We start from the raw sequence: 15,040 nt of genomic DNA, 5'->3' as shown, positions 1-15,040 counted from the left end.
ATGCCAAAGATGAAATCTGTTCGTGGTGCAGCTAAACGCTTTAAAGTTGGCAAAAATAAGATAAAAAGAGGCTCCGCATTTAGAAGCCATATCTTAACCAAAATGTCACCTAAGCGCAAAAGAGACCTAAGACAATCTCAATATGTAGATAGCACAAATGTTTCAGCTGTGAAAAAAATGCTTTGTATATGAGTTTTTGACAATTTAAGTCATTCTAACCTCCCTTTTATGGGGCAAGTTCCAAATTTGGACGCCAATTTGTAAAGGATAAATATGGCAAGAGTTAAAACTGGTGTTGTAAGACGCCGCAGACACAAAAAAGTTCTAAAACTAGCTCGTGGTTTTTATAGTGCTAGACATAAACATTTTAGAAAAGCTAAAGAGCAGTTAGAAAGAAGTTTAGTATATGCGTATCGTGATAGACGCGCTAAAAAGCGTGATTTTCGTAGATTATGGATCATCCGCATTAATGCAGCGTGTAGATTAAACGATATTAGCTACTCAAGATTTATAAATGGTCTTAAAAAAGCAAACATCGAATTAGATAGAAAAGTTTTGGCAAACCTAGCTATGAATGATGCAGCGGCATTTGCTAGCATTGTAGCAGAGGTTAAAAAAGCTTTATAATATTTGCCTAGCTTTTGCTAGGCTACTTTTATGTATTCAAATTTAATATCATATCTAGACCCAGAGTGGCAAGAGCTTTTAAAAGATGAGCTAAATAGCCAAAATTTCGCTAATATAATTAAATTTTTAAACTCACAAACCGCTACGATTTATCCACCAAAAGAGCTTATTTTTAATGCATTTAATTTATGCAAACCAAGTGATTTAAAGGTTATAATTATCGGTCAAGATCCATATCATAATGCTGGTGAAGCGATGGGATTAGCCTTTAGCACTCCAAATAATATAAAAACACCGCCAAGTTTAAAAAATATATTTAAAGAGCTTTTTGATGATTTAGATTGCGATATATTTACTAGTAGAAGCAGTGATTTAACTAGCTGGGCAAAGCAAGGAGTTTTGTTGTTAAATAGTGCTTTAACAGTAGAACAAAATCGCCCTGCTTCGCACTCTAAAATTGGCTGGCAAATCTTTACTGCTGGTGTTATTCGTGTTATAAATGCTAAATTTGACCACTGCGTATTTATGCTTTGGGGTAATCATGCTAAAAATCTTGCTTCGCTTATCGATTCAAATCGTCATATGATTTTAAAAGCCGCACATCCTAGTCCGCTTGCTCGTGGTGCGTTTTTTGGCTCACGGCATTTTAGTCAGTGCAATGCTTATTTGTTATCCCATGGCAAAGCCTTAATTGACTGGCTTAGCTAAAAAACCTTTAGTTAAAAAGCTATTAATATGCTTTGTAGTATTGGATATTATGTCTAATTTGCGTTAGTTCATTTTCATCGATTTTTTCACCCATTTCCTTTAAAATACTTAGCTTTAAATTTTGCAACATATATTGTTTTAAATCTTCAATATTTAAGCTTTTTGGATTGAAATTGATGCGATTATTTTTCAAATCATCATAGGTATAAATCGGAATAATGCCTTTAATAGCAGAAAAACGATTAATATTCTCTTGGTTTTTAGCTATTAATACTACAGAATACCCATCGCAGTGCAAGGCGCAGCACAATGCAAAGCAGATGTAACTATTAATTTTTGCCTTATTTTTATAAGTTTGTAGTAGATCCTCAGTTTTTCTATATAAGTTTTTCCAATATAAAGATCCATCTACTTCGAAAGAAGCTTCTTGTTGATTAATATGTTATAAAATTTGAATTATTTTATAATTAGTAAAAATAGTTAAAGGAAAATCTACTCCAAGTAGCTGCTTGGAGTAGATTAAGTGTTAGATTATAGCAGAAGCGATAAAGCCAAATGCTACAGAAAAAGCAATGGCTAAAATGCCAGGGATTAAGAAAGCGTGGTTAAACACATATTTGCCAAGTCTTGTAGAGCCTGTATCGTCCATTTGAACTGCACCTAAAAGTGTAGGATATGTAGGCAATACAAATAGAGCCGAAACAGCAGCAAAAGACGCAACTAGCATATATGCATCGCCTGGATTAGATGCGCTGATACCAAGGGCTGCTATAACTACTGGAGTGATCGCCTTAGCGGTTGCTGCTTGAGAGTATAGAAGCATAGCCGCAAAGAAGAATATAACAGCAAGCAGTGATGGAACAGCCTTAACCCAATCACCAGCTAGAGTTTTAATCTCTTCTGTATAACCACCAACAAATGTATTACCAAGCCACGCAACACCAAGAACACAAACGCACGCTACCATACCTGATTTGAATACACTTGTATCGGCTACTTTGCCAACTTCAATTTTACAAAAGATTGTAATGAATGTAGCCACACCTAGCATAAAGCTCATAATAGCAGCATCTCTAGGGACAACGACATTTTCAATAAGAACTGGTTTTCCACCAACTTTAGAGATAGCTGTAGCATATAGAACAACTAGTAAAACGCCGATTAAAAAGATAGCAACAGATAGTTTAGCACCTGGTTTAAGCTCTTTATTTTGAACGCCAGTTGATGGTTTTACTAGACCTTGAGCTAGACGTTCTTTATATACTGGATCTTTGCTTAAATCAAGATTAGCAAATAGTGTAATAATTAAAGCTGTAAGCATACAACCAGCAAATGTAGTTACTAACCATAATCCAATTAGAGTTGGATAACTCCAACCAAGTGGCTCTAATACGCCTGTCATATAAACAACAGCAGCACTAACTGGGCTAGCAGTAATAGCTATTTGGCTAGATACAACTGCAATTGACAGTGGAGCTGATGGTTTGATATTTTGCTCTTTAGCAACTTCAACAATAACTGGAATCATAGAAAATGCTGTATGGCCTGTACCTGCTAAAATTGTCAAAAAGTATGTAACAGTTGGAGCTAGGAAGTTGATATATTTAGGATTTGAGCGTAAAATTCTCTCAGCTATTTGAACTAAATAATCAAGCCCGCCAGCAAGTTGCATAGCTGAAATCGCTGCAATAACTGACATAATAATTAAGATAACATCCCAAGGAATAGTTCCTGGTTTCATGCCTAGACATAAACCTAGGATAACAACACCGATACCACCGGCGTAACCGATACCGATACCACCGAGGCGAATACCTACAAAGATAGCGCCTAGTAGAACAATGATTTGTAAAATCAATACAAAATCCATAGATTCTCCTTTATTTGGCTTGCTAAGAGATCAACTCTTAGCAAATTTTAAAACGAAATTTAGATTATTTATTTTCACCCATATGTGGGTTAAGCATATTAGCAGGTGTTAAGATTTTATCAATCTCTTCTTTGGTTAGATAGCCACGCTCTAAGCAGATATCTGCTACGCTTTTGCCTGTTTGTAGGGCTTCTTTGGCTATGCTAGCTGATTTTTCGTAGCCGATATATGGGTTGAAAGCTGTAACAATACCAATAGAGTTATAGACAAAATCGCTACAAATTTTCTCATTAGCTGTGATTCCATCTATACATTTGTCAGCTAGAGTTTTCATGGCTTTTTCAAGCATGATAATTGAGTTAAATAGACTATATGCTACAACTGGTTCAAAGACATTTAATTGTAATTGACCACCTTCACAAGCGAATGTAACAGTAATATCAGAGCCGATTACAGAGTAGCAAACTTGATTTACCACTTCAGGGATTACAGGATTTACCTTGCCTGGCATGATAGAGCTACCTGGTTGCATTTTTGGTAAATTTATCTCATTTAAGCCACATTTTGGCCCTGAGCTTAGAAGCCTTAAGTCATTACAAACTTTTGATAATTTAGTAGCTACCCTTTTTAAAACACCAGAAATTTGGACATATACGCCTGTATCTTGTGTAGCTTCTATCAAGTCTTCAGCTACTTTATACTCATGGCCTGTAACTTCTCTTAATTTTTTCTCTACTACTTTTGGATAATCTGGGTGAGAGTTTATACCTGTACCGATAGCGGTACCGCCTAAATTTACTTCTAATACAAGTTTTCTAACTTCTAGAATTCTCTCGATATCTTCGCCTATCATTACGGCAAATGTTTTAAACTCACGGCCTAAAGTCATAGGCACCGCATCTTGAAGTTGAGTTCTACCCATTTTTAATACATTTTTAAATTCTTCAGCTTTTCTCTCGTAAGCTTTTTTGAGATACTCCATAGCTGTGGCTAAATCTGTCAAATAGTCGTGAAGTGCTAGGTGAAGTGCTGTTGGATAAGCGTCATTGGTGCTTTGGCTCAAATTTACATGGTCATTTGGATGAAGGAATTGATATTCACCTTTTTTATGACCTAAATGCTCAAGCGCAAGATTTGCAATGACTTCGTTTGCGTTCATATTTGTTGAAGTACCAGCACCACCTTGGATCATATCTACTACAAATTGATCATAGTATCCACCAGCTAGAATTTTGTCGCAAGCTGCGATGATAGCGCCTTCTTTTTCTTGATCCAAAAGGCCTAATTCGCGGTTTGCCATTGCGGCTGCTTTTTTAACTCTTGTGATAGCGCGCACAAATCTAGGAAAGTTTTTTAATCTGTCGTGAGATATGTTGAAGTTTTCAACGGCTCTAAATGTTTGGACGCCGTAATAAACATCATCGCTAATTTCTAATTCACCGATAAAATCGTGCTCTTTTCTTGTACCCATTTTTATCTCCTTTGATAAATATTTCAATTAAGATTCTATTACCTTATTACTTAATATATTTTGAAAATTTCAAAAAAGACCTCCAAATGTCGAATTTACGGGAATTAAAATTTGTCGATTATGGATTTTTGGGCTTTTAAAAGAGTATTATTTTTTTTTAAAATATTATATTATAATTGATGTTTAATTTTATTTTAATTTGATTTATATTGAAATTTAGTCCCAAAAAATGAGAATTTGGGACTTGTTAAGTAAGATCTTGTTTAAATTTATAGCTTATTTTACTTTATTGCTTAGCAAGATTGAGATAAATTTAGTATTTGGATTTGCATCTAGAGCAATTTTTATACTCATTGTTAGTGGTACAGCTAAAAACATTCCGCCAATGCCAAAAACAAACCCCCAAAATAGTAAGCTTAAAATCACTACTAGCGTAGAAATACCAAGTCCTTTGCCAAGAAATCTAGGCTCGATAAAGTTCCCAATAGCGATATTTACAACCAAATATATTAAAGTAAGCCACAAGGTTGCACTCAAATCATTCACAGCTAAACTAACTAAAATAGCAGGAACTGCTGCAATAATAGATCCTATTGTGGGGATATAGTTTAAAATACAAGCCAAAATCGCCCAAAGAGAGGCGTGTGGTACATCAAAAAATATTAAAAATCCCCACACAATCACTCCTGTAGCAATTGATGAAACGGTTTTAATAGCTAGGTAATGTTTTAAATTTGATATAAATGTACTAGCAATATCTAAAGCTATAGGATTTTTGGAGGCAAAGTACTCGACCTTGTCTTTAAAAATCTGCGCTTCAAATAAAATAAATGCTAAAAGCAAAAATACTAAAAAAGATTGCGTAACTATCCCGCCTGTTTGAACTAATAAATTTGAAGTAGTTGCTAAGAGCTTGTCTATATTTATAAAGCTTAATATATTATTACTTATATCGATATTTGCGTTAGTTTTTAAATATATTACTAGATTATCCATAAATATATCAATTTTAGCTTTATAAAGCGGCAAATTAGCACTAAAACCTAACAAAGCCGTAGCAATAACATTACCTAAAACCCAAAGTCCACTACCGCAAATACCAATTAAAATGATAAATGCAAAAAAGCGATTAATATGCACTTTACTCATCAATTCAAGAGCCGGAAAAGCAATAATTGCTATAAAAACTGCGAGTAAAAATGGCACTACAATCGAACTAGCTAGGCTTAGCCCGCCAATAATAATTACAAAACTAGCAATTGCTACTAGATTATATCTCAAATTTATTCCTTATAATATCGATTTTATGCTAAAATTCCAGCATTTTGAAGTTTTTGACTTCGTTTAATAGCATAAATTCGCTCATTGTTAATTAAATCATACTTCCAAATTGGTGCATTTGCCTTAAAATCTTCAACAAATTCATTTATTAGTTTAAGTGCTACTTTTCTTTGTGGGCTACAAACTCCAGCTATAAAGCTGCTTTCATGCACTGCTACATCGCCCCTGCTATGCGCCATTAAGATTATAGCATTTTGCGATTTTGCTCTTTCTTGCCACTTATTAAACCACGCTTTTAAAATCGGTTCATATAGATCAAAACTAAGCCCACTTATACCACCCTCATCTCTTACCACGCCTACAAAACTCATAATAGCTCCATAATTTTTAAGCTTATTATCGCTATACCATCGGCTAGTTATTTCATTTGCGTCTAGATTGCCATCATAAATTTCCATCTTAACCCCCACAAACTGGTGGTAAAATACAGATTCTATCACCATCATTTAGCTTAGTATTTATATCACTTGCAATTTCATCATTGATTGCTACAGCGCATAATTCTAGCCATTTTGATGCTTGTTCATTTTGGGCTAAAATTTCCTTAAGCTCTTTTAAGTTTGCAACTTCAAGCTCCATTGCATCAAGTCCAATTGGTCCTAAAAACTCCACTTTTACCATATTTTTCCTTTAAATTTTAATAACTATAGTTTTATAATTTACATAATTTACAAAGGCACCATTTTGGATTTTTACATTTTGTCTTTTAGTATAATCAACCTCATAGCTACCGCTAGATTTAGTGCTAAATTGAACACAAAGCTTGGCCGCAAATAGCGTAATTTCCTCGTTTAAATTTAGCTTATTAGATTTAACAATAACATGTGCGCTAGCCCTATCTTTTAAATGAAACCAAAAATCATCTTTTTTGGCATTTTTTAGCAAAAACTCATTTCCTTTTTGACTTTTACCAAGGCTTATTTTATATCCATTGATATAGAAATTCTCTACCAAATCGTTAAATTTAGCTTCGCTTTTTTGTCCTTGCTTTTTAGGAGATAAAATCTCAATTTCATTTGCATCACAGCTTGTGTTTATAGCATTTTTAAGAGAGTTTAGAAATTCTAATTTTGTTAGCAAATTTTCTTTTTGAATCTCTATATTTTGTGCTTTTTGTCTTAATTTTTTACTAGATTTAAACATCTCATTTGCTGCAATTTTTGGCGAAGAATCAATAGTAATTTGAATAATATTGCCACTATAATCCATAAGCTTTAAATCTCTATCATAATCATTTAAATTATGCAAATTTGCAATTATTAAATTTGCTTTTTGGTTTAGCTCATTTGCTCTATTATTAAGCTCATAGCTTGTTTGGAGTGTATTTAAATTTGAGTTTAAAATCTCAATTTTTTTATTGATATTTGCTATCTTGTTTGCTTTGATTTGTTCTAAATTTTTTAAAGAAATTTTGGCAAATTCATCTTGAAAATACTCATCAAAATTCTCTATAATTTGGCTTGGTTTTTCTTTTATCTCTATCTCTTCAAGCAAGGTTAAAACCTTACCAACTTTTATACTTCTTGTAGAATTATCAAAATGATGTAAAGCCTCTAAGATTACTCCATTTTCATCGCAGATAATCGCATTAGTAAATCGCCCAGTAAACTCCAAATATAGCGTACTAACAAGCTCTTTATATGAACCTAAAAAAGATGCTTTAATAGCTAAAATTCTATTATTAGGTAAAGTTTTTATACTTAAAATTTTAGCCGAGTTTAGACGCTTTTTAAGCAAAATATCAAATGGAGCCTTATACTCTTTAATTTGAATTTGATCGCTTTTATATATAGCTGAAGATGTTTTATTTAGATCAAATATCAGCTCATAATCACCATCAAATCTAATAGCAATCATCAAATCACCAATTCTTTTGATAGATGAAATTTTACGAAATTTAGACAAAAATTCTGAGATTTGGGTTAAAATTTTGTATTTCATAAGCACGATTATACCAAAAATTTGCTACAATGTAGCCCAAATTTGGTTAAAAAAGGAAGTGTATGAAGCAGACAATAACTGAGAAAATTTTTAGCGAGCATGTAGGCAAAAAAGTAAGTGCTGGTCAAATCGTAGAGAGCAACATTGATATGGTAATTGGAAATGATATTACTACACCAATTTCTATCAAAGCTTTTAAAGAAAGTGGAGCTAAAAAACTAGCCAATCCAAATGGTTTTGCTATTGTGATGGATCACTATATCCCAGCAAAAGATATAATGAGTGCCAATCAAGCTAAAATAAGCAGAGATTTTGCTTATGAGCATGATTTACCAAATTTCTTTGATGAAAAAGATATGGGTATTGAGCATGCGCTAATGCCTGAAAAAGGTCTAGTAGTTCCAGGTGATGTTATCATTGGAGCTGACTCTCATACCTGTACGCATGGTGCTATTGGTGCATTTAGTACTGGTATGGGAAGTACTGATTTAGCATATGCAATGATAACAGGTAAAAACTGGTTTAAAGTGCCACCAACGATAAAAGTTGAGTTTGTAGGCAAACCAGGCGATCACATCTATGGTAAAGATCTAATCTTAGAAGTTATTAGAATGATTGGCGTTGATGGTGCGCTTTATAAGGCGCTTGAATTTACTGGTGACGCTATGGCGTATCTAGATATGGATAGTAGATTTAGCCTTTGCAATATGGCTATTGAAGCAGGCGGTAAAAGCGGCATAATCGCAGTTGACGATATCACAAAAGAATTTTTGAGCAAAGTAAATTTAAGAAGCGAGCCAAAACTTCATTATAGCGATGAAGGTGCAAACTATGACCAAATAATCACAATCGATGTTAGCAAACTTGAACCAGTAATTGCATATCCATATCTTCCAAGCAATGGTAAAAGCGTAAGTCAAGCTGTAAAAGATGATATTAAGATTGATCAAGCATTTATTGGAAGTTGTACCAATGGTAGATTAAGCGATTTAAGAATAGCAGCTCAAATTTTAAAAGGCAAAAGAGTAGCTAAACATACAAGACTTATCATCACTCCAGCTACTCAAAAAATAGCCTTACAAGCACAAAAAGAGGGCTTAATGGATATCTTTGTAGAAGCTGGTGCAGTAGTAAGCAATCCAACTTGTGGTGCGTGTCTTGGTGGATATATGGGAATTTTAGGCGCTGGGGAGAGATGTATCAGCACAACAAACCGTAACTTTGTAGGCAGAATGGGCGATCGTACAAGTGAAGTTTATCTAGCAAATTCAGCTGTCGCAGCAGCAAGTGCAATTGCTGGTAAAATCGTAGATCCAAGAGATATCTAATGCAAAATGCGTTGATACTAGCTGGCGGCAAAAGCTCTAGAATGGGTACTGATAAGACTTTGCTAGAGTTTTGCGGGGCGCCTAGTATCACGCATTTTTTATTTGAGCGTTTAAGTAAGCATTTTGATAATGTAAAGGTTGCAAGCAAACAGGAAAAATTTAATCCAAAATTACCACTTTTAATAGATGAATTTAGCGAATTTGCTCCAATTTATGTCATTGCAAATTTAGATAAATATTATAATGATCCAGTCTTTATAATAGCAGCAGATACTCCATTTGTTGAGATTGATACTATTAAAGAACTATCAAAACAAAAGTCTCAAATAGCCATAGCAAGCGATGATGAGTTTATGCATTATCTATGTGGATTTTACTCTCCAAGTGTGGCTAAGTTAGCAAGACAAATGATAAAAAATGGCGATTTACGCCTAGCAAATTTAGCAAAAATTTGCGAGTGCGAGAGTATTAAATTTGGGAATCTGAAGCAGTTTTTTAATATAAACACTAAAACCGATTATGAAGAAGCTAATATTTAGCATTTTTTTATTTTATGGCGGATTTATTAGCGGTTTTGCTGATGAATTTAGAGGCGAAATTGATGAGTGTAGTGATGAGTTAGTAGCTAATTTTAGCGCTATAGAGCTTTATCAAAAAGCAGTAGAATTTGAACAATCTAGCAATTTTAAACAGGCTTTAAAATATTATAAACTCTCAGCTCAAAAGTCGCTTAAAAAATCTAGTGATTTATCTTTACAATCAGTATCTAATTTAGAGCAGAGTTTAAAATCTGAGCTAATTTTAAGCCCTAAGATAAATTTACCCCCTCAAACTAATAAGCAATCAAATTCAAAATCTAAAATCAATAAAAATAATCAAAATTCACAAGAAAATGAACTATTTTGGGGAATTACGGCATACCAAAATAACTACTTTTTACCTATTTCATATTCAAGCTACAAAGGCACTCATAAAGATATTACCAGTGAGTTTTCTATCAGTCTTAAAAAACTCATAGCTAGTGATATAATCGGACTTAATGAGGATTACTATTTTGCTTACACTCAGCTTTCATGGTGGGATATTTATGCTGATTCTTCGCCATTTTATGAAAATAATTATCAACCAGAAATTTATACTCAAATACCAGTTGATTTTTATAATTTTAATCATATTCGCCTTGGATTTTTACATGATTCAAATGGCAAAAGTGAGCTAGAATCTCGCTCGTGGAATCGTATCTATAGCTCGTTTGAGTTGGATTTTGGCAAGTTAAGTTTAACTCCACGGCTTTGGCTTAGGCTACCTGATAATGAAGATGACAATCCAGCTATTGTTAAATACAATGGAATTATTGATTTAACTGCATATTATAAGCTGCCTAGCGGCTCATTTATCCAAAGTATTTTTAGTAATAATCTACGCTTTGATAAGGAAAATAAAAGCTCATTTGAGTTACGATATCTGCATTATATTGGGGATGGATTTTATATTTATTTAAGCGGATTTAGCGGTTATGGATATGAGTTGGTGTATTATAATAAGTATCAAAATCGCATTGGAATTGGTATTGCGTTTAGATAAGTTTTGATTTGCAATATATTAAAATGGTTTAAAATTAAATTAATAGTTAGTCGTAAATTATCTTTGCAAGAAAAATAACTAAAAATAAAAAAGCACAATATAAAGAGCGATAAAAAAAGAGATTGAAGTCTTCATTAATATCTATAAAAGATAGATGGCATTAAATTAATAACATTCCCAACTACTTTAGCGGTTGGGAATGTTACTTAAATAGATATTAACTTGCTAAATTTATAATTCAAACAAAATCAAGCTCTTACACTCCTGCGATTTTAGCAAGTGTTTGTATAGTTTGAGTAAATTGGACATTCTCATCGGGATTTTGTTTCATAAAATCCTCCATAGCAGCTTTTTTGCTTATAGCATAATCTAACTCGTTATCTACACCTTTTTGATAGGCGCCAATTCGGATTAATACCTCATTTTCTTTTAACATCGAAAAGAGTCGTTTAAATTTACTCGCATTTTGTCTATGCTCTTTAGTAATTACGTCGTTCATAACACGGCTAGCTGAGTTTAAAATATTAATTGGAGGATATATCCCAAAGTCTGTTAGCTCTCTACTTAGTACGATGTGACCATCTAGTATAGAACGGCTTTGATCGGCTATTGGATCGCTCATATCATCACCCTCGACTAAAACTGTAAAAAATGCTGTAATTGAACCTTTACCATCTTCTTTACCAGCTCTCTCCATTAGCTGCGGAAGGAGCGTAAGAGCGCTTGGTGGATATCCTTTAGATGTTGGTGGCTCGCCTAAAGCTAGGCCGATTTCACGCTGGGCCATAGCAAAGCGTGTTACGCTATCCATCATAAATAGCACATCTTGCCCTCTATCTTTAAAATACTCTGCAACACTCATTGCGCAAAATGCGCCATATTTTCGCATTAGTGAACTATCATCGCTAGTGGCTACTACTATTACTGTGTTGGTCAGGTCTCCGCCTAGATTTTTTTGGATAAATTCAGGCACCTCACGCCCACGCTCACCAATGAGCGCAATGACTTTGATTGGAGCTGTAGTATTTTTTACTATCATTCCCATTAGAGTGGATTTCCCAACTCCTGAACCAGCAAATATTCCAAGTTTTTGACCCTTTCCACAAGTTAGCAATCCATCAATGCTCTTAACACCAACACTAAAACATTCATCGATTAACCCACGTTTCATAGCTGGGATTGGCGGACGCATTATAGAGATTAGTTCCATACAGTTAATTGGTCCTTTATCGTCTTTTGGATTCATAAATGGATCAACTACACGCCCTAGTAAAGCCTCTCCTACTGGAATGCTCATCCCTTGATCGCTTGCATAGACTCTATCGCCAACCTTAAATCCTTCAACAAAGCCAAATGGGCTAACGCAAGCACCATTTTGATGGAGTTCTGTTACCATTCCTAGTTCAGTTTTATCGCTGTCGATACTAGTTATTTTTACTATATCGCCAATGCTTGGACGCAGACCAGATATCTCGATATTATTGGCATTAATGCGAGTTATTATGCCAAAGACACTAGAGAGATTTACTTTTTTAGCGAGGCGATTTTTGATATTGTTTAGGCTCAAAATTTAACCGATTTTGGTGAATTTATTAGATCAAAGAACTCTTTGCGAGTCTCTGGATTTTTTATAAATGAACCACGAAGTGCCGAAGTTGTAGTGACTGAATTGATTTTTTCAACGCCTCGCATCTCCATACACATATGTCTAGCCTCTAGTACAACTCCAACACCTTTTGGATTAATCGCTTCTTGCAAGGCCTGTGCTATTTGTTCAGTCATCTGTTCTTGAATTTGTAATCTTCTAGCGTATATATTTACCATTCTTGGGATTTTACTTAGCCCTACGACCTTTCCATCTGGAATGTAGGCTACATGTGCTCTACCGATTATAGGCAAAAGATGATGCTCACAAATACTATAAAACTCAATATCTTTGATTAAAACCATCTCATTATTGCTACTTTCAAACATCGCATCGCCTAGGATATCTAAAGGGCTTTGACTATAGCCTTGAGTTATGAATTCATAGGCTTTTGCGACTCTTTTTGGAGTGTTTAGTAATCCATCTCTATTTGGGTCTTCACCCATGATTTCAAGCATCTTTTTTACGCAGTCTTGAAATTCAGTCATTCTGTTTTTATCAAACATAATTCACCTTAAAAAAATTTTGCATAATTTTACAATAATTTGACTTGAGAGCAAATAAATTTAGCAATTTATACTTAAATAAAGCAAAATTTTGCTATATTATGCGCCAAATTTTTGTCAAAAGGAAAATAATGGAAGTTAATGCTAAACTTACAAATTCAGTAAATGTTACTGCGACAACAACTCTAACAGCAGATGAGATAAAACAAAAAGTAGAAAAATTAGCACAAAAAGCAGCTAAAAATGTAAAAATTGATGGATTTCGCCCTGGTAAAGTGCCAGTAGCTGAAGTTATCAAAAGATATGGTAAAGACTTAGAAAATGATGCTCGTGGCGAACTTTATAGAGAATTTATAAGCGAATCTGTAAAATCAGTAGAGAGATCAAACTCAGATATAATTTCTGAACCAAGAGTTCTTAAATTTGATGAAAAAGATGGTAATATAGATATTGAAGTTGAAATTTCATTCCGTCCAACTGTAGATGTATCAGGATATGAAGCACTTATCCCAAGCTTTGATGAGCCAAAAGCAGAAAAAAGTGAGATAGACGCTAAAATCAATGAATTTTTAAATATGATGGCTCCACTTGAAAAAGTAGAAAAAGATAGTTTAGAAAAAGGCGACTTTGCTAAATTTGATTTTGAAGGCTTTGTAGATGGCGTTGCATTTGATGGCGGCAAGGCTGAGGGATATGTGCTTGAGATTGGTAGCGGTCAGTTTATTCCAGGATTTGAAGATGGAATGGTTGGATTAAAAGTTGGTGAAGAAAAAGATATAAATGTAACATTCCCAGCTGAGTATGGCGCAGCACATTTAGCAGGCAAAGCCGCAGTATTTAAGGTAAAACTACATGAAATCCAAGGTAAAAAAATTGGCCAATTAGATGCTGAGACTCTAAAAAAAGTTCTTCCAAATGAAGAAAATCCAACTAAAGAGATACTAGAAGAGCGTATTAGCAGTCAAATCAAAGCTGAAAAAATGGCTAAATTAGTTGCTGAGGAGCTAAAACCTAAATTTGCCCAATCTGCTGTAGAAAAATTTAGCTTTGATCTACCAAATAACATAGTAGAACAAGAGATTGATATGCAGTTTAGAAATAACTGGATGAGTTTTAGCGATGAAGAACGCAAAAAATTCCAAGAAGACCCAAAAGCATTAGAAGAACAAAGAGCAAAATATAAAGATGATGCGCTAAAAAGTGTTAAACTTACATTTATTATTGATGAGCTAGCTAAAGTTCGCAATATTGCTGTAGCCGATAATGAAATTTTACAAACAATCTATTTTGAGGCTTATAGATATGGAGTAGATCCAAAAGAGCATCTAGAAAACTACAAAAAACAAGGTATGATTCCAGCAATTAAGATGGCATTGGTAGAGGAAAAATTATTTACAGATCTATTTGGCAAAAAAGATGAGAGCAAATAATGATACCTTATGTAATTGAAAATGATGGCAAGGGAGAGAGAAGCTATGATATCTACTCTCGCTTACTTAAAGACCGTATAGTAATGCTCACTGATGAGATAGAAGATCGTATGGCTAGTGCAATTGTAGCTCAGCTACTATTTTTAGAAGCACAAGATCCAGATAAAGATATCTATCTATACATAAATAGCCCAGGCGGTATAGTAACTAGCGGTATGAGCATCTATGATACGATGAATTATATCAAGCCTGATGTCTGTACCATCTGTATCGGTCAAGCTGCTAGTATGGGCTCATTTTTGCTAAGTAGTGGGGCAAAAGGCAAGAGATATATTTTGCCAAATGCTAGGGTTATGATTCATCAGCCTCTAGGCGGAGCGCAAGGTCAGGCTACTGATTTAGAGATTAGAACTAAAGAAATTCTAAGAATCAAAGAGAATTTAAATAGTATTTTAGCTAAAAATACAGGCCAAAAACTAGCAAAAGTTGTAAAAGATACAGACAGGGATTACTTTATGAGTGCCCAAGAAGCTGTGGAGTATGGTATTGTTGATACGATTTTGACAAAGAGTTTTAAATAAATTTTAAG

17 protein-coding genes are annotated in these 15,040 nt (G+C 34.0%); 8 read left to right on the top strand and 9 right to left on the bottom strand.

Annotated features, from left to right (window positions below):
• The 3 genes from rpmI to ung all read left to right on the top strand — a co-directional run bounded on the left by rpmI (position 1) and on the right by ung (position 1,335).
• Complete coding sequence (rpmI, locus tag CIGNP109_RS06060; RefSeq protein WP_086225205.1) at positions 1 to 192, top strand: 50S ribosomal protein L35; 192 nt, start codon at positions 1 to 3, stop codon at positions 190 to 192.
• A gap of 81 nt (positions 193 to 273) precedes the next feature.
• Entirely contained in the window at positions 274 to 627 is a 354-nt protein-coding gene (gene rplT, locus CIGNP109_RS06055) for a 50S ribosomal protein L20 (RefSeq protein ID WP_086225204.1), read from the top strand.
• 30 nt (positions 628 to 657) lie between these two features.
• Positions 658 to 1,335 (top strand): uracil-DNA glycosylase, encoded by a 678-nt coding sequence (gene ung / locus CIGNP109_RS06050; RefSeq protein ID WP_086228580.1) that lies wholly within the window; start codon positions 658 to 660, stop codon positions 1,333 to 1,335.
• Between the two features lie 22 nt (positions 1,336 to 1,357).
• Here ung and CIGNP109_RS06045 read toward each other — a convergent pair whose 3' ends face one another.
• From CIGNP109_RS06045 to CIGNP109_RS06015, 7 genes are all read right to left on the bottom strand, one after another.
• On the bottom strand, positions 1,358 to 1,645 hold the full coding sequence (locus CIGNP109_RS06045; protein ID WP_086228579.1) for a hypothetical protein: 288 nt from the start codon (positions 1,643 to 1,645) through the stop codon (positions 1,358 to 1,360).
• A 216-nt stretch (positions 1,646 to 1,861) separates the two neighbouring features.
• Positions 1,862 to 3,205, bottom strand: a complete 1,344-nt coding sequence (locus CIGNP109_RS06040; protein WP_086228578.1) for an anaerobic C4-dicarboxylate transporter — start codon at positions 3,203 to 3,205, stop codon at positions 1,862 to 1,864.
• A gap of 64 nt (positions 3,206 to 3,269) precedes the next feature.
• Entirely contained in the window at positions 3,270 to 4,676 is a 1,407-nt protein-coding gene (aspA, locus tag CIGNP109_RS06035) for an aspartate ammonia-lyase (RefSeq protein WP_086228577.1), read from the bottom strand.
• A 276-nt stretch (positions 4,677 to 4,952) separates the two neighbouring features.
• Entirely contained in the window at positions 4,953 to 5,957 is a 1,005-nt protein-coding gene (locus tag CIGNP109_RS06030; RefSeq protein ID WP_236845059.1) for an AI-2E family transporter, read from the bottom strand.
• Positions 5,958 to 5,980: 23 nt separating this feature from the next.
• A complete protein-coding gene (locus tag CIGNP109_RS06025) occupies positions 5,981 to 6,415 on the bottom strand; it encodes a molybdopterin synthase catalytic subunit (RefSeq protein ID WP_086228576.1) in 435 nt (144 codons plus the stop codon).
• 1 nt (position 6,416) lies between these two features.
• Positions 6,417 to 6,638: a MoaD/ThiS family protein gene (locus CIGNP109_RS06020; protein WP_086228575.1), complete on the bottom strand. Its 222-nt coding sequence runs from the start codon at positions 6,636 to 6,638 to the stop codon at positions 6,417 to 6,419.
• A gap of 9 nt (positions 6,639 to 6,647) precedes the next feature.
• Entirely contained in the window at positions 6,648 to 7,958 is a 1,311-nt protein-coding gene (locus CIGNP109_RS06015) for an NFACT RNA binding domain-containing protein (RefSeq protein ID WP_086228666.1), read from the bottom strand.
• Between the two features lie 62 nt (positions 7,959 to 8,020).
• Here CIGNP109_RS06015 and leuC point away from each other — a divergent pair, with 62 nt between their 5' ends.
• From leuC to CIGNP109_RS06000, 3 genes are read left to right on the top strand one after another with little or no spacing between them, the layout of a single operon-like run.
• Positions 8,021 to 9,286 (top strand): 3-isopropylmalate dehydratase large subunit, encoded by a 1,266-nt coding sequence (gene leuC / locus CIGNP109_RS06010; RefSeq protein WP_086225196.1) that lies wholly within the window; start codon positions 8,021 to 8,023, stop codon positions 9,284 to 9,286.
• The gene (locus CIGNP109_RS06005; RefSeq protein ID WP_086228574.1) at positions 9,286 to 9,825 is read left to right on the top strand and encodes a molybdenum cofactor guanylyltransferase; all 540 of its coding nucleotides are present in this window, start codon (positions 9,286 to 9,288) and stop codon (positions 9,823 to 9,825) included. The genes leuC and CIGNP109_RS06005 overlap by 1 nt, the downstream gene beginning before the upstream one ends.
• Positions 9,806 to 10,870, top strand: coding sequence for a phospholipase A (locus CIGNP109_RS06000; RefSeq protein ID WP_086228573.1), 1,065 nt, complete (start codon positions 9,806 to 9,808; stop codon positions 10,868 to 10,870). Before CIGNP109_RS06005 ends, CIGNP109_RS06000 begins: the two co-directional genes overlap by 20 nt.
• A gap of 256 nt (positions 10,871 to 11,126) precedes the next feature.
• Here the strand turns inward: CIGNP109_RS06000 and fliI are convergent, their stop codons facing one another.
• Together fliI and folE are read right to left on the bottom strand one after the other, a co-directional pair.
• Positions 11,127 to 12,437, bottom strand: coding sequence for a flagellar protein export ATPase FliI (fliI, locus tag CIGNP109_RS05995; RefSeq protein WP_086228572.1), 1,311 nt, complete (start codon positions 12,435 to 12,437; stop codon positions 11,127 to 11,129).
• Entirely contained in the window at positions 12,434 to 13,021 is a 588-nt protein-coding gene (gene folE, locus CIGNP109_RS05990; protein WP_086225192.1) for a GTP cyclohydrolase I FolE, read from the bottom strand. Before folE ends, fliI begins: the two co-directional genes overlap by 4 nt.
• Positions 13,022 to 13,152: 131 nt before the next feature.
• On the opposite strand from folE, the gene tig reads away from it, so the two are divergent.
• Positions 13,153 to 14,451 carry a trigger factor gene (gene tig, locus CIGNP109_RS05985; RefSeq protein ID WP_086228571.1) on the top strand — a complete coding sequence of 433 codons (1,299 nt, stop codon included), beginning with the start codon at positions 13,153 to 13,155 and terminating at the stop codon, positions 14,449 to 14,451.
• Positions 14,448 to 15,032 carry an ATP-dependent Clp endopeptidase proteolytic subunit ClpP gene (gene clpP / locus CIGNP109_RS05980; protein ID WP_180380025.1) on the top strand — a complete coding sequence of 195 codons (585 nt, stop codon included), beginning with the start codon at positions 14,448 to 14,450 and terminating at the stop codon, positions 15,030 to 15,032. Before tig ends, clpP begins: the two co-directional genes overlap by 4 nt.
• Positions 15,033 to 15,040: the final 8 nt, after the last annotated feature.

The sequence above is a fragment of the Campylobacter sp. P0109 genome, assembly GCF_002138755.1.
GTDB classification, from domain to species: domain Bacteria; phylum Campylobacterota; class Campylobacteria; order Campylobacterales; family Campylobacteraceae; genus Campylobacter; species Campylobacter devanensis.
The sequence above is the reverse complement of the archived record's forward strand: the minus strand, read 5'-3'. Positions and strand labels throughout refer to the sequence as shown.